19 protein-coding genes and 1 riboswitch are annotated in these 21705 nt (G+C 33.8%); of the genes, 12 read left to right on the forward strand and 7 right to left on the reverse strand.

The genetic code is table 11. The annotated features are described in order from the left end of the window. Positions 1 to 606 precede the first annotated feature (606 nt). Both KA858_RS03135 and KA858_RS03140 read left to right on the forward strand, forming a co-directional pair. Entirely contained in the window at positions 607 to 1386 is a 780-nt protein-coding gene (locus tag KA858_RS03135; protein WP_210134998.1) for an HAD-IIB family hydrolase, read from the forward strand. An 80-nt stretch (positions 1387 to 1466) separates the two neighbouring features. Continuing rightward, on the forward strand, positions 1467 to 2480 hold the full coding sequence (locus KA858_RS03140) for a siderophore ABC transporter substrate-binding protein (RefSeq protein ID WP_210134999.1): 1014 nt from the start codon (positions 1467 to 1469) through the stop codon (positions 2478 to 2480). A gap of 77 nt (positions 2481 to 2557) precedes the next feature. Here the strand turns inward: KA858_RS03140 and KA858_RS03145 are convergent, their stop codons facing one another. Further along, a complete protein-coding gene (locus KA858_RS03145; protein ID WP_053030933.1) occupies positions 2558 to 2899 on the reverse strand; it encodes a hypothetical protein in 342 nt (113 codons plus the stop codon). A 166-nt stretch (positions 2900 to 3065) separates the two neighbouring features. Here KA858_RS03145 and pepF point away from each other — a divergent pair, with 166 nt between their 5' ends. Beyond that, positions 3066 to 4877, forward strand: coding sequence for an oligoendopeptidase F (gene pepF, locus KA858_RS03150; RefSeq protein ID WP_210135000.1), 1812 nt, complete (start codon positions 3066 to 3068; stop codon positions 4875 to 4877). A 110-nt stretch (positions 4878 to 4987) separates the two neighbouring features. Here the strand turns inward: pepF and phoU are convergent, their stop codons facing one another. The 6 genes from phoU to cvfB all read right to left on the reverse strand — a co-directional run bounded on the left by phoU (position 4988) and on the right by cvfB (position 10811). Continuing rightward, the gene (gene phoU, locus KA858_RS03155; RefSeq protein ID WP_053030929.1) at positions 4988 to 5629 is read right to left on the reverse strand and encodes a phosphate signaling complex protein PhoU; all 642 of its coding nucleotides are present in this window, start codon (positions 5627 to 5629) and stop codon (positions 4988 to 4990) included. 12 nt (positions 5630 to 5641) lie between these two features. Next, positions 5642 to 6517 carry a phosphate ABC transporter ATP-binding protein PstB gene (pstB, locus tag KA858_RS03160; RefSeq protein ID WP_053030927.1) on the reverse strand — a complete coding sequence of 292 codons (876 nt, stop codon included), beginning with the start codon at positions 6515 to 6517 and terminating at the stop codon, positions 5642 to 5644. Between the two features lie 111 nt (positions 6518 to 6628). Further along, complete coding sequence (gene pstA, locus KA858_RS03165; RefSeq protein ID WP_053030925.1) at positions 6629 to 7549, reverse strand: phosphate ABC transporter permease PstA; 921 nt, start codon at positions 7547 to 7549, stop codon at positions 6629 to 6631. Position 7550: 1 nt separating this feature from the next. Beyond that, positions 7551 to 8477: a phosphate ABC transporter permease subunit PstC gene (gene pstC, locus KA858_RS03170; protein ID WP_053030923.1), complete on the reverse strand. Its 927-nt coding sequence runs from the start codon at positions 8475 to 8477 to the stop codon at positions 7551 to 7553. A gap of 186 nt (positions 8478 to 8663) precedes the next feature. Beyond that, entirely contained in the window at positions 8664 to 9614 is a 951-nt protein-coding gene (locus KA858_RS03175; protein ID WP_070855596.1) for a PstS family phosphate ABC transporter substrate-binding protein, read from the reverse strand. Between the two features lie 297 nt (positions 9615 to 9911). Further along, a complete protein-coding gene (gene cvfB, locus KA858_RS03180; protein ID WP_210135001.1) occupies positions 9912 to 10811 on the reverse strand; it encodes an RNA-binding virulence regulatory protein CvfB in 900 nt (299 codons plus the stop codon). Positions 10812 to 10964: 153 nt separating this feature from the next. Here cvfB and KA858_RS03185 point away from each other — a divergent pair, with 153 nt between their 5' ends. The 9 genes from KA858_RS03185 to lysA all read left to right on the forward strand — a co-directional run bounded on the left by KA858_RS03185 (position 10965) and on the right by lysA (position 21495). Next, the gene (locus KA858_RS03185) at positions 10965 to 12569 is read left to right on the forward strand and encodes an ABC-F family ATP-binding cassette domain-containing protein (protein ID WP_053030917.1); all 1605 of its coding nucleotides are present in this window, start codon (positions 10965 to 10967) and stop codon (positions 12567 to 12569) included. A 264-nt stretch (positions 12570 to 12833) separates the two neighbouring features. Next, a riboswitch (Lysine riboswitch) is annotated at positions 12834 to 13010 on the forward strand. Between the two features lie 84 nt (positions 13011 to 13094). Beyond that, positions 13095 to 14297, forward strand: a complete 1203-nt coding sequence (locus tag KA858_RS03190; protein ID WP_210135002.1) for an aspartate kinase — start codon at positions 13095 to 13097, stop codon at positions 14295 to 14297. Between the two features lie 63 nt (positions 14298 to 14360). Then, positions 14361 to 15350: an aspartate-semialdehyde dehydrogenase gene (locus KA858_RS03195; protein ID WP_053030913.1), complete on the forward strand. Its 990-nt coding sequence runs from the start codon at positions 14361 to 14363 to the stop codon at positions 15348 to 15350. Position 15351: 1 nt separating this feature from the next. Then, positions 15352 to 16236: a 4-hydroxy-tetrahydrodipicolinate synthase gene (gene dapA / locus KA858_RS03200; protein WP_210135003.1), complete on the forward strand. Its 885-nt coding sequence runs from the start codon at positions 15352 to 15354 to the stop codon at positions 16234 to 16236. Then, a complete protein-coding gene (gene dapB, locus KA858_RS03205; RefSeq protein WP_070855599.1) occupies positions 16236 to 16961 on the forward strand; it encodes a 4-hydroxy-tetrahydrodipicolinate reductase in 726 nt (241 codons plus the stop codon). Before dapA ends, dapB begins: the two co-directional genes overlap by 1 nt. A 38-nt stretch (positions 16962 to 16999) precedes the next feature. After that, positions 17000 to 17719: a 2,3,4,5-tetrahydropyridine-2,6-dicarboxylate N-acetyltransferase gene (gene dapD, locus KA858_RS03210; protein ID WP_107629663.1), complete on the forward strand. Its 720-nt coding sequence runs from the start codon at positions 17000 to 17002 to the stop codon at positions 17717 to 17719. A gap of 274 nt (positions 17720 to 17993) precedes the next feature. Further along, the gene (locus KA858_RS03215) at positions 17994 to 19145 is read left to right on the forward strand and encodes an amidohydrolase (protein ID WP_210135004.1); all 1152 of its coding nucleotides are present in this window, start codon (positions 17994 to 17996) and stop codon (positions 19143 to 19145) included. Positions 19146 to 19151: 6 nt separating this feature from the next. Then, on the forward strand, positions 19152 to 20228 hold the full coding sequence (locus KA858_RS03220) for an alanine racemase (RefSeq protein ID WP_210135005.1): 1077 nt from the start codon (positions 19152 to 19154) through the stop codon (positions 20226 to 20228). 1 nt (position 20229) lies between these two features. After that, positions 20230 to 21495, forward strand: a complete 1266-nt coding sequence (gene lysA, locus KA858_RS03225) for a diaminopimelate decarboxylase (RefSeq protein ID WP_210135006.1) — start codon at positions 20230 to 20232, stop codon at positions 21493 to 21495. Positions 21496 to 21705: the final 210 nt, after the last annotated feature.

The raw sequence follows: 21705 nt of genomic DNA on the forward strand, positions 1-21705 counted from the left end.
ATTAATTTAGTTTATCTTTTATGGGTATGTACATCATTTACGGTTTAATGCGAAACAATTACGATTTAAAACAAAATACCATACTTATAAGTGAGAAAGAAATATTTAGGCACCTTGGAAGCATTTTAAATATAACTATGTAAATACAGTAATTTAAGAAAAACCTAAATTATATCGGCGAGTCTCTATCATCGATTAAAACGATATACGTTCACATTTAGTTGAATGTATGTACTTAGTCATTGGTATAGTAAATATTATTTACTTAATTATTTAACGTTTAGGTAGCTGCTAAATACTGCAAGTTCTTGATCAATGATACGTAGTGATAAAATAACATGTTCAGAAATCATCCTGACAGCGTAGGAATAAGTGTAATAACTAAAGATATATATCAATGTCAGTATTTTAGTTTACATAATATATATTATAGGAAGTTATATGTATTATCCTAGGGGACCTATTCTTCCATGGATTAATCCACTTCTGATTAAATAGCGTTTATGATTTTCTTTTTAGTTAATATATACTTACATTGATATCATTTAACCACAAATTGTTTTACATGCTAAACTTTATACATACTTATATATTAAGGAGTTATATATGAATATCATATTAGATATTGATGGTACGATTTGTTTTGATGGACAACAAATTAATCAAGATATTGTCGATCGTTTACTTAGTTTACATAATATAGGACATAGAGTTATTTTTGCTTCGGCAAGACCGATACGTGATTTAATACCTGTTTTACCTAAGCAATTTCATTTATTTCCACTTATTGGCGGTAATGGTTCTATCGTTTCTATTAATGGTCATATACGACCATTGGCAACCATTCAGCCTAAATCTTTTAAGGTAATCAAAGATGTTATTAACCACTATGCTTTAGATTATATTGTAGATGATCAATGGGATTATGCTGCGCGTGTTGATGAGTCTCATACTATTTTTCGTCGTCTTGATCCACAACGATTAGCACACAAATTAACACTTGATGATATTAAGGCACCGATTAAGACGATTTTATTGAATATTGCTAACGAATATTTTGATGAAATTGCTACTTATATAGCAACAACTGCACCTCATTTATCTCTGATTAATCATTCGAATGAACATAATATTGATATTACCGCTAAATATATCAATAAATTTACGGCTATTGAATCTATCCTTGGTAGTCAGCCAGCCTATATTGCATTTGGTAATGATCATAATGATATTGAGATGCTACAACACGCTAAGATTGGCTATTTTGTGAATAATAATCAAATAGATGTTACTCTTTTTAAAAACGAAAATAAAATTCAGTGTATTGATGCTAATACAGATGCCCTATGTCTTGTTTTAGATCAATTACTGGAAGATTTAGTTTAAAAATAAGTGAGTATATGCATTAAATTATATTGAAAATGATTATCAATTTCGATTATAATTGTTTCATAGGAGGCTTAATTATGAAAAATTCATTTAAATATATTGCTATACTCTTTTCAATCATCATATTACTTGCTGCGTGTGGCAAGGATTCGAATTCAAAAACATCCTCTTCCAAGGATACGATTACCGTTGACAATACATATGAATTCAAGGATAAAAATAATACCCATACTAAAGGTGATATGAAAACCGAGAAAGTTAAGATTCCAGTAAATCCAGACCGAGTTGCTGTGTTGGATTATGGTGCGCTAGATATTATGAAACAGATGGGATTAGAAGACAAAATTGTAGCTATTGCAAAAGGTAAAGGTGCAGCATTCTTGCCTACTTCCCTTTCTGAATTTAAAAATGACAAATATACTAACTTAGGTAATCCTGGACAACCTAATTATGATAATTTAGCAAAGGCTAAACCCGAAGTCATTTTCGCTTCATTTAGACAAGCTCATACTAAAACTTTAGATGAAATGAAAAAAGCTGCACCTAACGCTAAAATATTATTTGTGAGTCCTGACAACGATCATTATATTGAATCAATTAAAGATAACACAACGTTGTTTGGTAAAATTTTCAAAAAACAAGATGTAGCTAAAGATTTAAATGAAAAACTTAGTAAGAAAGTAGCTGAGATGAAAAAAGTTATCAATAACGATACGGTACTATTTCTAAACGCAGATGATAAAGGTGTTAAAGCATTTGGTCCTACAGGACGTTTCGGTGGATTCCTAAATAAAGATTTAGGTATAATGCATGCTGACAAGTCTATGAAAGCAAACTCAGCTGGTAATACAGTTACTTATGAGTATTTAAATAAAGTAAATCCAGATAAGTTATTTGTAATAGATCGTACACAAAAAGGTAACGACAAAACCTTACCTTCTGCTTTAAATAATGATGTCATTAAAAATATGAAGGCAATCAAGCATAATCAAGTTTACCAATTTGAATCTAATGCATGGTATTTTTCAGAAGGTGGTATTCAAACAACGATTGAACAATTAGATAAAATTGAAAAGGCATTTAATAAATAATAGAGCACACCCCCTAAATATAATAAAAAACGTTTGAAACATCATGCTTAATGCATTTAGTTTCAAACGTTTTTTTATTATCTATTGCGACGACGGAATGTTTCGTCATCATCTTCGTATTTACGTATTTCCTTTTCTAATTGTTTCTTTTTACGTTCACGACGCCAATTTCTAGTGAAATACCATAATAAAAAGCTAATAATTAAACTGATAATGGCTAAAAACGCAGCGTATCCAAGTAATGGTTGGAATGAAATGTCATAAAAATTAGGTATGAAAAATGCTAAAACAGCTAACGCAACAAATGTAATTACTGCGGATACAAACCATTTTTTTAGTACTAAAGCACTAAAGACAGTCAAAATAATCATTGCAACTATAGTAATCCATAAATAGTTTGGCATATCAAAAATAGTCATGTGTATCTCCTATCCTAAAAAAAGTTCTTTTAAATACTATACAATAATACGTAATTAAATCATACATCTTTGCTTACGAGTTTAACTCGGCCTTAAGGCTTAATAATGAGTTTGAAAATAATATTGTGTATAATAGTTGTGAAAAATAATTGAGGGAGTGAAATATATGACGTCAGGTTTACCATTTAGAAAAGATGTCTCTGAATCAGAAAAATGGAATTTAAATGATTTATTTGAAAGTGACGCACATTTTTATGAAACGTTAGATAATGTCCTTAACCAATCAAAATCATTTAACCAACAATACAAAGGTAAAATTACTGATGCTACGATGATTAGAAAAGTGTTGATTGAATTTGAAAATATCCTTATTCAGCTTGATCGTCTAGGCAATTATGCAGAATTACGACTAAGTGTCGATACAGCAAACACAGAGGCACAAACATTAAGTGCTAAATTATCAACAAATTATGGAAAAATTTCAAGTCAGTTATCCTTTGTAGAATCAGAAATAGTATTACTACCTGAGGATGTGATTAAACAAGCAATAGCTGAATCTGATGTGCCACACTACTTAGAAAAATTAATTGAAAGCAAACCATATCAATTATCTCCAGAAGTTGAGCAAGTATTGGCTAGCTTGTCACCTACTTTCCAAAGTGCCTATGAATTATATGGCACTACGAAAATGTTAGACATTGCCTTTGAATCATTTGAACATAATAATGTGACATACCCTATGGATTACGCTACATTTGAAAATGAATATGAAGATAATGCTGATCCTGAATTTAGACGTAAAAGTTTCAAAAGCTTTAGTGACGCATTAAAGAAATATCAACATACAACTGCTGCGACATATAACCAACATGTGCAACAAGAAAAAATAGAAGCAGATTTAAGAGGTTATGATTCTGTCATTGACTACTTATTACATGATCAAGAAGTTACTCGAGAAATGTATGACAGACAGATTGACGTAATTATGAGTGATTTAGCGCCAGTAATGCAGAAATACGCTAAACTATTACAACGTATTCACAAGCTAGACAAAATGCGCTTCGAAGATTTAAAAGTATCTGTTGATCCAAGTTATGAGCCTGAAATATCAATAGAAGATTCTAAACAATATATTCATGGTGCACTAAAGGTACTTGGTGATGACTATATTCAAATGGTGGAACATGCTTATAATCAGCGCTGGATTGATTTTGCACAGAATAAAGGGAAAGATACAGGTGCTTATTGTGCTAGTCCATATGCTACACATTCATATGTATTTATTTCTTGGACAGGTAAAATGACTGAAACATTTGTCTTAGCACACGAATTAGGTCATGCAGGACATTTCACATTAGCACAGCAACATCAACACTTGTTAGATTCTGAAGCATCAATGTATTTCGTTGAAGCACCATCTACTATGAATGAAATGTTAATGGCTAATTATTTATTCAGTAATAGTGAAGACCCTAAATTTAAACGTTGGGTCATTGGTTCAATATTATCACGTACGTATTATCATAATATGGTTACTCACTTATTAGAAGCTGCATATCAACGTGAAGTATACCGCAAAGTGGATAATGGTGAATCACTAACAGCGCCAGTACTCAACCATATCATGCAAGATGTTTATGAACAATTCTTTGGTGACACTGTTGAGTTAACAGATGGTTCGGAATTAACTTGGATGCGCCAACCCCACTACTATATGGGATTGTACTCATACACATACTCTGCAGGGTTAACTATTGGTACGGTTGTTTCACAAAAAATTAAGCAAGAAGGTCAACCCGCAGTAGATGCATGGTTAAACACATTACAAGCAGGTGGAAGCCAATCACCTGTTGCTTTGGCAAAAATTGCAGGTGTTGATATTACAACAGATGCCCCACTTAAAGCAACAATCAAATACATTTCTGACTTAGTAAACGAAGCGGAACAATTAACAGATGAAATTGAACAACAAGGTTAAGTCATTACGTTTGTTGATTAATTTTAAAACCCTGAAAATAACTAGTTAATCAGTTATTTTCAGGGTTTATTTACTTGATTTGGGTTATTTCATTTAGGAATAATTCTATGTTATTTATCGTAATGTTCCCCAGTATAGAAATAATAAATACTTTCTGCTATATTTCTAACGTGGTCCCCGACTCTTTCAAGGTTTCGAGCTGCAAGGTGTGCTTGTCCGGCTACAAAAGGATCGTTATCGATTAGATAAGTCGTGTTAACAATATTGGCATAAAGATCATCAATGTCTTTATCACGTTCAATCACTTCTTTAATCAATGTGATATCTTCTTCCTTTGTTGCGGTGTTAAGGTCTTGCAACATTAGCATTGCCAATTTCCCCATCGTTTTTAAACGCGTTAACACATAATGATCCGTAATCTTTACTCGGAGTCTAATATGCGCGATATGTGCTGCATTATCACCCATTCGCTCAAAGTCTGTGGAAATTTTTAAAGCTGCCATCATCATTCTTAAATCAGTTGCAATAGGTTGTTGCTTAGTGATGAGCATAATCACTTTTTCATTAATTTCATAGTCTAAATGATTAATCGTTTTATCATTTTCAATTACTTTTCTTGCATAATTTTTATCTTCTTCACTTAACGACACTAAAGCATGTTCTAGATTAAAATAAACACGAAGACCAAGGTGACGAATATCTTTAATTAAGTCACCCAATTGACCTTCGTATTTCTGTCTAATAATGGTCATCATAGTCGAATATTAACCGAAACGTCCTGAGATGTAATCTTCTGTTTGTTTATCAGAAGGATTAGAGAAGATTTTATCAGTGTCGTCATATTCATTAACGTACCCATTAAGGAAGAATGCAGTTTTATCTGATACACGTGCAGCTTGTTGCATGTTGTGTGTAACCATAATAATTGAATAATTTTCTTTTAATTCTTGAACCAATTCTTCAACTCTTAGAGTAGAAATTGGGTCAAGTGCAGACGTAGGTTCGTCCATTAAAATGACATCTGGTTCAATTGCTAAACATCTAGCGATACAAACACGTTGTTGTTGACCACCAGACAAACCATATGCATTTGTGTGTAATCTATCTTTTAATTCATCCCAAATTGCAGCGCCACGTAAAGATTTTTCTACGATTTCATCTAATAGTTTCTTATCTTTAATACCGTGTGTTTTAGGGCCATAAGTAATGTTATCATAAATTGATTTTGGGAATGGGTTTGGTTGTTGGAACACCATACCAACATTCGTTCTTAATTTTTCTTTAGAATAATTTTCGTCAAAGATATTTTGATCACGGTAAAGAATTTTACCAGCAGTTTTGACTGAAGGTACTAATTCTACCATACGATTTAATGTTTTAATGTATGTTGATTTACCACAACCAGATGGTCCAATAATTGCTGTTACATTGTTTTCTAAAATATCTAAATTGATATTTTGTAAAGCATGTGTATCGCCATACCATAAATCTAAGTTTTGTGTTGAATAAACTACTTTTTTATTCGTATCAGTTTCGTTATTATGTTTCACTTCATTTGATGAAACAACTGTTGAAATTGAGTCTTGAGATCGATTTGTATGTTGTGCTAATTCTTTCTCTTTAACATTTGTATTTGCCATAATTAAAAACTCCTTTATATCTGTAAGATTGAAACGATAATGATGCACGATTATAAACATGTCATTGTCGCTTCAATCTTCACTCCCTAATGAATGATGTATATGAATGGATTAATATTTTCTAGAGAACTTGTTACGTAAGAAAATGGCTACTGCGTTCATCAATAATAAGATGACTAGTAATACGATAATTGCTGCTGATGCAACATTTTGGAATTCAGCTTGAGGCATTTTAGCCCAAGTGTAAATTTGCGTTGGTAATGCTGTAAACATAGACATAATACTTGTTGGTGTTGCTAATAGAATCGTTGGTATACCAATTAAGATTAATGGTGCTGTTTCACCCAGTGCACGAGATAAAGATAGAATGAAACCAGTTAAGATACCAGGTAGTGCTGCAGGTAATACAACACGTCTAATGGTTTGCCATTTGTTTGCGCCTAAGCCGTAAGAAGCTTCACGAACAGAGTTTGGAACAGCTCTGATTGCTTCCTGACTTGAAACGATAATAATAGGTAAAATAAGTAATGACATTGTTAAGGCTGCAGCGATAACACTATTACCTAAAGCAAGTGCTTGAATACCGCCACCACGAACGAACAATGTTAATCCTAGTAAACCAAATACGATTGAAGGTACACCGGCTAAGTTAGAAATGCTAATTTTAACGAAGCTCGTAAAGAAATTGTCTTTCGCATATTCTTCTAAATAAATTGCCGTACCAACACCTAAAATCATAGAGATTGGGATAATACTTACCATTAACCAAATTGTTCCTGCTAATGCACCTTTAATACCTGCTTGTGAAGGTGTAGAAGAAGAGAAACTCGTAAAGAAATCTGGTGTAAGATAACCAATACCTTTAACAAATGTTTGAATTAATAAAGCTGCAAGTACGATTAAAGCGATGACGATACATGTAAAGAATAACCATTTATTTAGCTTGTTCGTTTTGCCACGACTTGAAATATTTTTTTCTACTTTATTTTGGTCTATTAATGTTTTTGCTTTAGGATTTGTAGTAGCTGTCATATTAATACTCCTCTCTGAAGCGTTTCGAAATCCAATAAGAAATTAAGTTCATTATTAACGTGAAGATAAACAACGTGAAACCAACGGCATAAATACTGTAGTACATATCTGAACCGAATGTAGCATCACCAGTTGCAACTTCTACGATATAACCAGTCATTGTTTGAATTGAACTTGTTAAGTTTAGTGATGCTGTAGGTGAACTACCAGCGGCTAATGATACGATCATTGTTTCACCGATGGCTCTAGAGATACCTAGAACGATTGAAGCTACGACACCAGAGGCTGCAGCTGGTAATACTACTTTTGTAGCAACTTCGAATTTAGTTGATCCTAAACCGTAAGCACCCTCACGAATTTTATTAGGTACAGATGCCATAGCATCTTCACTCATACTTGTAATGACAGGAACAATCATAATACCTACTACAATTCCTGGGCTGACAGAGTTAAAACTATCAAGCGCTGGAATAAACGTTCTTAAAACAGGTGTTACAAACGTTAAAGCGAAGAAACCAAATACAATTGTTGGAATACCTGCCAAGATTTCAAGAATTGGTTTAATAATACGTCGTGCTTTGTCACTTGCATATTCACTTAAATAAATAGCTGCGCCTAATCCAATAGGTACTGCGACGATCGTTGCGATAACTGTAATTTTTAAAGTACCAATTACAAGTGCCCAGATACCATATTTAGGATCAGAACCTGTTGGGTTCCAGTCTTTAGTGAATAGGAATTCAACGATAGATACGCGTGTGAAGAATGTTATTGTTTCAGTTATCAAAGTGAATAGAATACCGATTGTAGTTAAAATTGAGATTGCAGCTATAATACCTAAAATAATGGGTACGATTTTATCACTAAAACCGCCCTTTTTAGCGTTATTTTTAGCTATCAAGTCTCTAACATTAGTTTCCGATGCCATATATAACCCTCTCTTTTTCTCCCAATAAATTTAAAAAAGCGCTAGAAATTATCAGGTAAACAATGAGTTCAAATTAACCTTAAAACATTTTAACAATCACCCATATATTCGAGAACAAGGTAGCAGAGTTGCTACCTTGTAATACCCCTTGAATAATTCCCAGCCCTTTGTTATTAATAATGATTATTATTTATCTGATTTTTTATCATATTTTTCTAAGCTTTTAAGTTCATCTTTGTAAACTTTTTCTGGTGAAGCTACATAACCAGCATCTTCAGCAGATTTACCTTTGTCTTCTAATGTGAATTTGATGAATTCTCTCATTACGTCATTATCTTTTAATGATTTTTCTTTAACATATAAGTATAATGGTCTACTTAAAGCATATGAACCGTCTTTGATTGTTTCTTTAGTTGGTTCAGTAGTTTTGCCTTCATCGTCTTTGATTTTAACTTCTTTTAATTTATCTTTGTTTTGTTCGTAGAAGTTATAACCGAAGTAACCGATACCCTCTTTGTTTTTCTCAACTGATTGAACAATTACGTTAGTATCTCCGTTTTTCTCAGCTTTGATATCTTCTTTGTTCATTACTTCCTCTTCGAAGAAATCATAAGTACCATGACTTGAGTTTGGAGAGAATGCTTTGATTTCTTTATCAGGCCAGCTTGAATTTACATCTTTCCAAGTTTTAGCTTCGCCACTGTAGATTTTTTTCAATTGATCTTTAGATAATTCTTTAACGAAGTCGTTATCTTTGTTTACAGCAACTGTTACACCATCTTGTGCAATTTTGTATTCTTTATATTTAATATCTTTGTCTTCTAATTTTTGTTTTTCTTCATCTTTAATAGGTCTAGAAGCTTGTGAGAAATCAGTTTCGCCAGCGATGAATTTTTCAAAACCAGCACCAGTACCTGCTTGACCAGATGAAATAGTAGCGTTTGGATGATCTTTAGCCCATTTTTCGTTTAATTTTTCAACGATAGGAGCTACTGTTGATGAACCTTCACCTTTGGCTTCACCTTTAAGGTCTTTGCCATCTCCAGAACCACTTCCACTGCTATCTCCACCACCACATGCGCCTAATAATACCGAAGCGCCTAAAACAGTTGTACCAACTAATTGCCATTTTTTCATTGAAATATCCTCCTAATAGATAACCCAAAATGTTATATGTATTTCTTACAGTCCTTATATTACATACCTTTTGTTAATACAAAATGGTTTAAATGTAAATTTTTTGTTAAGATTATAGAAAAATTAATACTAAGCATAAAGATTGTCTATGAAAATAAAAAAGGGGCTGGAGAGAATTCTTATCGAATTCATCTTCCAGCCCCACATGTATGACTAGCGGTTAGAAAAATTTCTTAAAATTACAAAGCGTATTAAAACTACTATTTAAATAGAAGGAAAATGTTTGAATCGAGATGATTAATCTTTTTCTACACGACTCCAACCTTTTTTAGTTAAAGAAATTTTCCCTGTTTCAATATTGATAATTTTATGTTTGTATAAGTGACCAATGGCACGTTTGAATGAACCTTTACTCATGTTGAATACTTCTTTGATTGCTTCTGGGCTTGATTTATCCCAAAAAGGTAATTCACCTTCGTATTCGACTAATAAATCAAATATTACTTGACCATCATCATCAAGACGTTCATGAGCTAGAGGTAAAAATGAACCATTTAGTTCACCTTTATCGTTATGACCAATAATTCGTACTTCTACTTCTTCTCCTAAACGTGGCTCTTCTTTACGTTCTGATTCATGTACAAAGATTTTATAGCCATCATTTGATAGCAAGAAACTTCCTATTCTTAATAATCGATATGGTCTTGCTTTAATAAATTCATTTTGTTTTTCGTCATCATAAACTGGCGTAAACATTTTTTCTACGATTGTTTCACTAGCCAGGCGCGCAAACATTTGATTTTCTCTATCGATACGTAATGTAACGAGTACATAATCTCCAGTTTGAGGCCATAATGATTTCACTTTCGGTAAATCTTCCCAAGGAATAAGTACTTCTCTTGGTAAACCAACATCTACACGTGCACCATCACGGTCTGTTTTTAACACTTTGGCAAAATCATATTTGTCTTTCGTAATGTCCGGCATATTTTGAGTTGCAAATAATTCTCCAGAACGGTTTGGATAGATGAAGAAACTGTATTCTTCACCTGTTTCTAATTCATCTTCATCATTGATTTCTGATTGATTTAATTTTACTTGTTCACCATTTGGACCTTTTAAAAGGTATGTAGAACCTTCTAAACCAATGACTTCTAAAAATTCAATTGAACCAACGATATCTTTATCTAATGCCATAATATTCTCCTTCAGGGGTTTGTATTCTACATTATTATAACATGCATAGTAAAAACAAGCATTCACACGTTTACATTTACATTAGGTCGAAACTCTATACAGAATATGATATAATTTTTGCGTTAGATAAACGATAAATAAAGGAGTAAATGCATGCTACAAGTAACTGATGTAAGTTTACGTTTCGGCGATCGTAAACTATTTGAAGATGTAAATATTAAATTTACTGAAGGTAATTGTTATGGACTTATTGGTGCCAATGGTGCTGGTAAATCAACGTTTTTAAAAATTTTATCAGGAGAAATTGATTCTCAAACAGGACACGTTTCAATGGGTAAAGATGAACGTTTGGCTGTTTTAAAACAAGATCACTTCGCTTATGAAGATGAACGCGTATTAGACGTCGTTATCAAAGGTCATGAACGTTTGTATGAAGTAATGAAAGAAAAAGATGCCATTTATATGAAACCGGATTTCAGTGATGAAGATGGTATCCGTGCTGCTGAACTTGAAGGTGAATTCGCTGAAATGAATGGTTGGAATGCAGAAGCGGATGCTGCTTCCCTACTTTCAGGTTTAGGTATCGCTACTGAATTACATGATAAACAAATGTCTGAATTAGAAAATAATCAAAAAGTGAAAGTTTTATTAGCTCAAAGTTTATTTGGTGAACCAGATGTACTTCTACTCGATGAGCCTACCAATGGTTTAGATATTCCTGCTATTAGTTGGTTAGAAGATTTCTTAATTAATTTCGATAATACAGTCATTGTTGTATCACATGACCGTCACTTTTTAAATAATGTGTGTACACATATTGCTGATTTAGATTTCGGTAAGATTAAATTATATGTAGGTAACTATGATTTCTGGTATCAATCAAGTCAATTAGCTCAAAAAATGGCTCAAGAGCAAAACAAGAAAAAAGAAGAAAAAATTAAAGAATTACAAGACTTTATTGCACGTTTCTCAGCAAATGCTTCTAAATCTAAACAAGCGACAAGTCGTAAAAAACAATTGGAGAAAATTGAATTAGATGATATTCAACCTTCTTCAAGACGTTATCCATATGTTAAGTTTACGCCAGAACGTGAAATTGGAAATGATTTATTAACCGTACAAGGCCTTTCTAAAACGATTGATGGTGAAAAAGTACTTGATAATATCTCATTCACTATGAATCCAAATGATAAAGCAATATTAATTGGAGATAGTGAAATTGCTAAAACAACACTATTGAAAATTTTAGCTGGTGAAATGGAGCCAGATGAAGGTACATTTAAATGGGGTGTAACGACATCATTAAGTTACTTCCCTAAAGATAACTCAGAATTCTTTGAAGGTGTAGACATGAATTTAGTAGATTGGTTACGTCAATATGCGCCTGAAGATGAACAAACTGAAACGTTCTTACGTGGATTCTTAGGACGTATGTTATTTAGTGGTGAGGAAGTTAAAAAGAAAGCGAGTGTACTTTCTGGTGGTGAAAAAGTTCGCTGTATGTTAAGTAAAATGATGCTTTCAAGTGCGAACGTTTTACTATTGGATGAACCTACGAACCATCTTGATTTAGAAAGTATTACAGCAGTAAATGATGGTCTTGCTTCATTTAAAGGTTCGATCATCTTTACGTCATATGACTTTGAATTCATCAATACGATTGCAAACCGTGTCATTGATCTAAATCAACCAGGCGGTTTATCTAAAGAAGTCCCTTATGAAGAATATTTACAAGAAATTGGTGTATTACAAAAATAAATTTATAATTTAAAATAAGGTTGAGATTAAAGTATATCGTTTAGAACACGTCGATTAAGTTCTAGAATAGGATGACTTTGTGTCTCAATCTTAATTTTTTATACTGATTAAAGGTCTCGACACTGAAATTTTTACACTTTTAATTCATATTTACCTTCATGATGAAAAATAGCCTTTAATTTTTCAGTCTATTTCAAAAAATCACAATTATCGGTTTACAGACACAATTGCCATATGTATAATATAAAACATAGCAATTGAATAAGAAATTGATGAGGCGCATCAATCATTAGTATATATTAGATACACTGTCTGCAACAGCTAATATAGAAAGGGTGCGATGCCGAAATGAATCATAATCGCAGGTATGATTTGTTGGACTTTGTGGTTAAGAGCTGAGAGTTTGTCATTATTTAAAAATAATGGAGTGCATCACTTGTATATAAATTATGAGCAAGTTCGAGCATTCCGAACTTGCTCTTTTTTTATAACGTGTGCCTCCCCTAATCTGTAGGAGGTATCGTATTGAAACGAAGTGTTTTGAAATTTGGCGGTTCATCCGTTGCTGATTTTACAAAAATAAAAAATATAGCTAAAATGCTGAAACGTCGAGTAGACGAAGGTGAACAATTAATTGTAGTAGTCAGTGCTATGGGGAAAACAACAGATCAACTAATGGATAATGTCTTCCATTTGACTGCGACACCTAAAGATGAAGAACTTGCACTGTTACTTACTACTGGTGAACAACAAACGGTATCCTATTTATCAATGGTGTTAAATGATATCGGCGTGACTGCTAGAGCCATGACTGGTTATCAAGCAGGTATTAAAACGGTTGGTCATCATTTGAAAAGCAGAATTGCAGAAATTGATTCAAAAACCTTTGATCAAGCTTTTCAAAATAACGACATTTTAGTCGTAGCAGGCTTTCAAGGTATCAATGATGAGTTAGAACTTACAACTTTAGGTCGCGGTGGTTCTGATACAACGGCAGTTGCCTTAGCAGCAAGTAATCAAATACCTTGTGAAATATATACAGATGTTGATGGTGTCTATGCAACCGATCCAAGAGTTCTTAGTAGAGCAAAGCGCTTAGATTATGTATCTTACGAAGAAATGATGGAAATGAGTGCACTTGGTGCAGGTGTACTTGAAACCCGTAGTGTTGAGCTTGCTAAGAATTACGATATACCATTGTATTTGGGAAGAACACTATCAAATGTGAAAGGAACGTGGATTATGCCAAGAACAGAAATTTTAGAAAAGAAAGCAGTCACGGGCGTCGCTTTAGATAAACATATGATGCATGTAACGATAAGCTACCCCCTACCTGACAATCGTTTGTTAACGCAATTGTTTACAGCGTTAGAAGATGGCTCAGTTAATGTAGATATGATATCGCAAATCGTTAACATCGAAGGGCTACAATTATCGTTTACGATTAAAGATAGTGATGTGCATCAAATTTCACATATTTTAAGTGGGCTTTCCGCTCAATTTGAAGCTTTAGATTATAAAATTAATGAAGCTTACGTCAAAATTTCATTAATTGGTTCAGGCATGAGAGATATGTCAGGCGTAGCATCCAGAGCGTTTATTACACTAATTAACGCCAACATCCCTTTTTATCAAACAACAACTTCAGAAATCAGTATTTCATATGTCATTGACGCTGAGAATGGTGAAAAAGCCGTAGAGCGATTATACGGGGCATTTGATATATAATTCATATAACATTTAAATTAAATTTTAGGAAAATTCAAACAAATATTATTGGAGTGATTAATTATGACAAAATTAGCAGTGGTTGGAGCAACAGGATTAGTTGGAACAAAAATGTTAGAAACTATTGATCGTAAACACATTCAATTTGACGAATTGGTCTTATTCTCATCTGCAAGATCTGCGGGGAAAGAAGTTGAATTTCAAGGTCAAACATATGTTGTTCAAGAACTAACAGAAGATGCAGCTAGTGCCCACTTTGACTATGTTTTAATGAGTGCTGGTGGCGGTACAAGTGCACAATTCGCCCCTATTTTTGAAAAAGCTGGTGCAATCGTTATTGATAATTCAAGCCAATGGCGAATGACTGAAGATGTAGATTTAATTGTACCTGAAGTTAATCAACCAGAATTCAAACGTGGTATTATTGCCAATCCTAACTGTTCAACCATTCAATCGGTAGTGCCATTAAAAGTGTTACAAGATCAATTTGGTTTAAAACGTGTGGCATATACTACGTATCAAGCAGTTTCGGGCTCTGGAATTAAAGGTAAACGAGATTTAGCAGAAGGTGCAAATGGGAAAGAGCCAGAAGCATATCCACACCCTATTTACAATAATGTGTTACCTCATATTGATGTGTTTTTAGAAAATGGATATACAAAAGAAGAACAAAAAATGATTGATGAAACACGCAAAATTTTACATGAACCAGATTTAAAAGTCACAGCTACATGTGCCCGCGTTCCGGTACAAGATAGCCATAGTGTTGAGATTGACGTTACGCTTGATAAAGAAGCAACTGTACAAGACATTAAAGCGTTATTCGATAAAGATGATCGTGTTGTATTAGTTGATAATCCTGACAACAATGAGTACCCTCAGGCACTTACTTCTACTGGTAAAGATGACGTGTTTGTTGGTCGTATTCGTAGAGATGACTCATTGGATAATACGTTCCACGTATGGTGTACGTCAGACAATTTATTGAAAGGTGCAGCCTTGAATGCCGTGCAAGTATTAGAGCAAGTAATCAATTTAAAAGGAGCTAGATAATATGCCACATTTATTCGAAGGTGTAGGTGTAGCGCTTGCTACCCCTTTCAAAAATAATGAAGTTGATTATAATGCATTAGAGAGACACGTAGACTTCCTTTTAGAAAATGGTGTAAAAGCTATTATTGTTAATGGAACTACAGCTGAAAGCCCTACTTTAACTGAAGAAGAGAAAGCGCATATTCTAGAATCAGTGATTCAACAAGTCAATCATCGTGTGACAATTATCGCAGGTACAGGTACTAATAATACTGCCAAATCTATTCAAGCATCACTACGCGCAAAAGCACTTGGTGCGGATGCAATTATGCTAATTACACCCTACTACAACAAAACGAATCAACGTGGTTTAATTAAACACTTTGAAACGATTGCAAATGAAGTTAAATTACCTGTAGTACTTTATAATGTACCTTCTCGAACAAATATGACGATTGAACCAGAAACGGTTGAAACATTAAGTCATAATCCATACATTGTTGCAATTAAAGATGCTACAAATGATTTTGATTATTATGAAGATGTAAAACGTCGCATTGATCAAGAAACATTTGCATTGTACAGCGGTAATGATGACAATGTTGTTGACTTTTATAATAGAGGTGGCAATGGTGTTATATCGGTTATTGGTAATGCTATTCCTAGAGAATTCCAAGCATTATACGATGCGAAACAACGTGGAGAAGATATTTCAAAAGATTTTGAACCGATTGGTAAATTATTAGGTGCGTTATCTGTTGATGTTAACCCTATTCCGATTAAAGCGTTAACGAGTTATCTAGGATTCGGAGATTATGAATTACGTTTACCACTGATCCCTTTAGAAGTAGAAGATGCTAAAGTATTAATTGACGCATTTCAACAATTTAAAGCAGGTGAACTTTAATGAAAATATTACTTATAGGTTATGGTGCAATGAATCAGAGAGTGGCACGTTTGGCAGAAGACAAAGGTCATGAAATTATCGGTGTTATAGCGCCACAAAATAATGAAACAACGCCATATACGCATTATAGTCATATTGCTGATGCGCAAAATGAAGCGGATGTGGCTATAGACTTTTCAAATCCTAATCTATTATTACCTCTACTTGATGAGCAATTTCAATTGCCTTTAGTGGTAGCTACTACTGGTGAAAAGGAAAAAATAGTTGAAAAGTTAAATGAATTAGGTCAAAGCATGCCTGTCTTCTTTAGTGCAAATATGAGTTATGGTGTGCATGCATTAACTAAAATATTAGAAGCTGCAGTGCCGCTTTTACAAGATTTTGATATTGAGTTGACTGAAGCACATCATAATAAAAAAGTAGATGCCCCTAGTGGCACATTAGTTAAATTATATGACGTCATCAAAGACTTACGTCAAAACAGTACACCTGTATATGATCGTCATGAGCGCACTGAACAACGCAGTAAAGATGAAATTGGTATTCACTCTATTCGAGGTGGCACTATAGTTGGTGAACATGACGTGTTATTTGCTGGAATAGACGAAACCATTACAATTACGCATAAAGCACAGTCAAAGGATATCTTTGCTAACGGTGCCATTACTGCCGCAGAAAAATTAATAAATCAATCTAATGGTTATTACACGTTTGATAACTTATAAAATATAAAATTCTATCTATTATTAAGGAGAGTTAAATTATGGTACAACACTTATCAGCTGAAGAAATTATTCAATATATCAGTGATGCTAAAAAATCTACACCATTAAAAGTATATGCCAATGGACATTTTGATGGTGTTACCTTCCCAGAATCTTTTAAAGTATTTGGTTCTGACGATTCTAAAGTTATTTTTTGTGAAGCAGATGATTGGAAGACATTCTATGAAGCAAATCAATCTGTAATTACGGAGTTAGAAATTGAAATGGATCGACGAAATTCAGCTATTCCGCTTAAAGATTTAACGAATACGAATGCGCGTATTGAGCCAGGTGCATTCATTCGAGAACAAGCAATTATCAAAGATGGCGCTGTTGTAATGATGGGTGCAACGATAAATATTGGTGCAGTTGTTGGCGAAGGCACTATGATTGATATGAATGCAACACTCGGTGGTCGTGCTACAACTGGTAAAAATGTACATGTAGGAGCAGGTGCTGTGTTAGCAGGTGTTATTGAACCCCCTAGCGCCTCTCCAGTAATTATTGATGATAATGTGTTAATCGGTGCGAATGCGGTTATCTTAGAAGGCGTTCATGTTGGTGAAGGTGCAATTGTTGCTGCTGGTGCTATTGTCACTCAAGACGTTCCAGCTGGTGCAGTTGTTGCTGGTACACCAGCCAAAGTCATTAAACAAACTTCTGAAGTTGAAGATTCTAAACGTGAAATCGTTTCAGCATTAAGAAAATTGAATGACTAATGCGATATGTATTTGATAAGTGTCTGTGGCACAATTTATTATTTTATAGCTATAATGCATGATTGTAATAGCTGACTGAACTGAGAAGGCGCTTAACATAAGCTCTTCTCAGTTTTAGTTATTCTCGAGAGTGATGACGCGTTGGTATGACGCGTTATTCTTTCTCTGTTCTCACACTTTAATCATACTTTAAATTACAATCACACCATACATAAAAAGATGAAATAAGTTACAATAATGATAAGACGAATATAGTAAACAAAGGAATGATATGATGAGCGAATTAGAGTTTGTAACGAAACATAGAAGACATTTACATCAACATCCAGAATTAAGTCTACATGAGTTTGAGACAACAGAATACATTACACATTTTTTAGATGACTTAGGGGTTTCTTATGAGAGACCGCTTGAAACAGGTGCAATTGCTTATTTAAAAGGTAATAGTGATCATACCGTTGCATTTCGAGCAGATATTGATGCGTTACCTATTTTTGAAGAAAATGATGTTGACTATCGTAGTCAAACAGACAACGTTATGCATGCGTGCGGCCATGACGGTCATACAACGGCATTAATGTTATTTGTTAAACGTTGTAAAGAGATGTTTGATAAAGGGACACTGCCGCATAATGTTGTATTTATATTCCAACCTGCTGAAGAAACTGGTGGCGGTGCGAATCGCTTAATTAAAGCAGGCGCGTTTAATAATTATCCAATAGAAGCCGTTTTTGGCATTCATGTTAATCCATTTGCAGATGAAGGACAAGTTGTAATCCGTGATGAAGAAATTACAGCTAGTGCAACTGAGTATCGTTTCTTCTTAAAAGGGCTATCAAGTCATGTTGCGGATAAAGAACAAGGTCATTCTTGTGGCGAAGCGCTATTACATGTTCTAAATCAAGTTGGTCAGATACAGCAGTATCATCTTAACGGATTGAAACGAAACATTGTTCATATGGGACATTTTGAAGCTGGTGAGGCAATAAATACAGTAGCTAGCCACGGATATTTAGAAGGTACAATTAGAACGTATGACCCTAATGATTTGAATGTAGTTAAAACTCAAATGCATAAAATTGCTGAAAGTGTAAGTTTATTATTTAACGTAGAATGTGAAGTGAAATTTGAAGAAGGCTATCCTCCTACGATGAACAGTCCTAAACTACGTGCAAGTGTAGAACAAGCAATTAATGCTGCGAATCTAGAAGTAATAGATAAGCCCCTACCATTCTTATTTGGTGAAGACTTTAGTTTCTATGGCCAACAACTTGCGCCTGCTTACTTTGCATTCGTAGGTACACGAAATGAAGACAAAGGTTTTGTAACTGGTCTTCATACGTCTCATCTTAATTTTGATGAAAAAGTATTAATCTATGTAGCAAATTATTATGAACAATTATTAATGCATTATGGAGAGGAGTAATTCACATTGACAGCAATATGGTCCGTCGATAAAGAAGCGTTTTTACAAAATGCTGTTCAAGTTAAAAATGATAATTCAATAATGGCTGTAGTGAAGAACAACGCTTATCATTATGGTTTGGCGTTTGCTGTTACCTCTTTTTTAAAAGCAGGAATCAATACATTTAGCACAACTTCTTTGAAAGAAGCCATTAAAGTACGCGAATTAGCACCTAATGCCACGATATTCTTGATGAACGCAGTTTATGATTTTGAAAAAGTAAGAAAATATCAAATTCAAATGACCTTACCGTCATTGACTTACTATTATAAATATAAGAATGATTTAAGTGGTATCAAAGTGCATCTCGAATATGAGAATTTACTTCACCGTTCTGGATTCAAAACATTAGAAGAAATTAAGGAAGTTCTTGAAGACCATCTAGCGAATACAAATGAAGATAAAATGATTATTAGTGGCGTATGGACCCACTTTGGTTATGCGGATGAATTTGATGTTCCAGAGTATGGTATAGAGCGAGAGGCTTGGATAAATGTGGTGAATGCATTGTTAAAAGAGGGTTATCAATTTGATTTCATTCATGCGCAAAATAGTGCAAGCTATTATCGAGAAGGTCAAATACTTCTACCACATCATACCCATGCGCGTGTAGGCATTGCTTTATATGGTTCTCGTCCTTATAGTCTATTAGATGAAAATAGTATTAAGCAATCACTGACTGTTAAAGGTAATGTCATTCAAGTGCGTGAAGTGAATGCAGGAGATAATTGTGGTTATAGTTTCGCATTTGAAGCGACTCGTGATCACACACGATTAGCAGTTGTAGACATCGGTTATGGTGATGGCATTCTTAAATCAAGAGCTAAACATGAAGCGTTAATTAATGGTAAACGTTATCCCATACGTGCTTTGATGATGAGTCATATGTTTGTGGAAGTTGATGATGAAGTCGATGCACAAGATGAAGTGATATTATATAATAACGATATACGCATTGATGAATATACATTCAAAGGTGTAGGCGCTAACTCAGAACAACTTAGTGCGATGAATCATGATTCTCTCATAAAGGAGTATAGATAAAATGGCAGTAAAATATAATGATTATGGTGAATTAACAATGGCAGGCACAAGTTTAAAGACGCTTGCTCAAAGCTTTGGTACCCCTACTATTGTTTATGATGAAGATGAAATCCGCAATCAAATGCGTAGATACCATAAAGCTTTTCAAGAAAGCGGTTTGAAATATAATATTTCTTATGCATCTAAAGCTTTCACTTGTATACAAATGGTTAAATTAGTACAAGAAGAGGATTTACAACTAGATGTAGTATCTGAGGGTGAATTATATACTGCATTAGAGGCGAAATTTGATCCTAGTAAAATTCACTTCCATGGTAACAATAAAACAAAACATGAGATTCAATATGCTCTAGAAAATGGCGTTGGTTACTTCGTCATCGATTCACTTGAAGAAATTGAATTAATCGATAAATACGCAAGTGATTCGGTGAATGTAGTTATACGTGTTAATCCAGGTGTTGAAGCGCATACACATGAGTTTATTCAAACTGGACAAGAAGATAGTAAATTTGGTTTATCTATTCGACATGGTTTGGCTATCGAAGCGGTTAATAAAGTGCGTGATTCAAAACGCCTACATTTAAAAGGTGTTCACTTCCATATCGGTTCTCAAATCGAGGGTACTGAAGCAATGATTGAAACTGCTAAAATAGTACTAAATTGGTTATCTGACAATGATATTAAAATTGAGCTGCTTAATATCGGTGGAGGTTTTGGTATTAAATATATTGAAGGTGATGTTAGCTTCCCTATTGAGGAAGGCATCGCAGAAATAACTAACGCAATTAAAGCGGAAACTGAACGTTTAAATTATGAAGTGCCAGAAATAGGTATTGAACCTGGTCGTTCAATCGTTGGTGAAGCTGGTATAACATTATATGAAGTTGGCACAATTAAAGAAATTCCTAAAGTGAATAAATATGTATCGATTGATGGCGGTATGAGTGATCATATTAGAACAGCTTTATACAATGCGAAATATCAAGCGTTATTAGTGAATCGTCATGAAGAAGCTGATGATACGGTAACGATTGCTGGTAAATTATGTGAATCAGGCGATATTATTATTCGCAATGCGAAACTCCCTTCTTCTGTTCAACGTGGTGATTACCTAGCGATTCTTTCTACAGGAGCATATCATTATTCAATGGCTTCTAATTACAACCAAATGCAGAAACCACCTGTGTTTTTCTTAAAAGATGGTAAAGCACGTGAAGTTATTAAACGCCAATCATTACGTCAATTGATTATTAACGATACTAAATAACAATTACCAATTTTAAAAAATAATTCTAAAGAATGTTAAAAGAAAAATTTAAACTTAAAACCTACGTAGACTTTATAAATTGGCTCTACGTCAAATCGGACTGATGAGTCCTAATATTGAGATTAAGCAACCTTAGGTTGTTTAATCTCTTTTTTTGTGTTTGAGGCAAATAGTCGCGAAGTTATAATAATTCGATTACGCAAATTATCA

Source organism: Staphylococcus sp. GDX8P80P (assembly GCF_017893095.1).
In the GTDB taxonomy this organism is placed as follows: Bacteria; Bacillota; Bacilli; order Staphylococcales; family Staphylococcaceae; genus Staphylococcus; species Staphylococcus borealis.

Excerpts from the sequence above, each read along its gene's own strand:
- pstA (WP_053030925.1), bottom strand. The coding sequence starts at position 7,549 with ATGACAGCTACTACAAATCCTAAAGCAAAAACATTAATAGACCAAAAT.
- phoU (WP_053030929.1), bottom strand. The coding sequence starts at position 5,629 with ATGACCATTATTAGACAGAAATACGAAGGTCAATTGGGTGACTTAATT.
- KA858_RS03140 (WP_210134999.1), top strand. The coding sequence starts at position 1,467 with ATGAAAAATTCATTTAAATATATTGCTATACTCTTTTCAATCATCATA.
- dapB (WP_070855599.1), top strand. The coding sequence starts at position 16,236 with ATGAAAATATTACTTATAGGTTATGGTGCAATGAATCAGAGAGTGGCA.
- pepF (WP_210135000.1), top strand. The coding sequence starts at position 3,066 with ATGACGTCAGGTTTACCATTTAGAAAAGATGTCTCTGAATCAGAAAAA.
- KA858_RS03175 (WP_070855596.1), bottom strand. The coding sequence starts at position 9,614 with ATGAAAAAATGGCAATTAGTTGGTACAACTGTTTTAGGCGCTTCGGTA.
- dapA (WP_210135003.1), top strand. The coding sequence starts at position 15,352 with ATGCCACATTTATTCGAAGGTGTAGGTGTAGCGCTTGCTACCCCTTTC.
- pstC (WP_053030923.1), bottom strand. The coding sequence starts at position 8,477 with ATGGCATCGGAAACTAATGTTAGAGACTTGATAGCTAAAAATAACGCT.
- cvfB (WP_210135001.1), bottom strand. The coding sequence starts at position 10,811 with ATGGCATTAGATAAAGATATCGTTGGTTCAATTGAATTTTTAGAAGTC.
- pstB (WP_053030927.1), bottom strand. The coding sequence starts at position 6,517 with ATGGCAAATACAAATGTTAAAGAGAAAGAATTAGCACAACATACAAAT.
- KA858_RS03215 (WP_210135004.1), top strand. The coding sequence starts at position 17,994 with ATGAGCGAATTAGAGTTTGTAACGAAACATAGAAGACATTTACATCAA.
- dapD (WP_107629663.1), top strand. The coding sequence starts at position 17,000 with ATGGTACAACACTTATCAGCTGAAGAAATTATTCAATATATCAGTGAT.
- lysA (WP_210135006.1), top strand. The coding sequence starts at position 20,230 with ATGGCAGTAAAATATAATGATTATGGTGAATTAACAATGGCAGGCACA.
- KA858_RS03135 (WP_210134998.1), top strand. The coding sequence starts at position 607 with ATGAATATCATATTAGATATTGATGGTACGATTTGTTTTGATGGACAA.
- KA858_RS03145 (WP_053030933.1), bottom strand. The coding sequence starts at position 2,899 with ATGACTATTTTTGATATGCCAAACTATTTATGGATTACTATAGTTGCA.
- KA858_RS03185 (WP_053030917.1), top strand. The coding sequence starts at position 10,965 with ATGCTACAAGTAACTGATGTAAGTTTACGTTTCGGCGATCGTAAACTA.
- KA858_RS03195 (WP_053030913.1), top strand. The coding sequence starts at position 14,361 with ATGACAAAATTAGCAGTGGTTGGAGCAACAGGATTAGTTGGAACAAAA.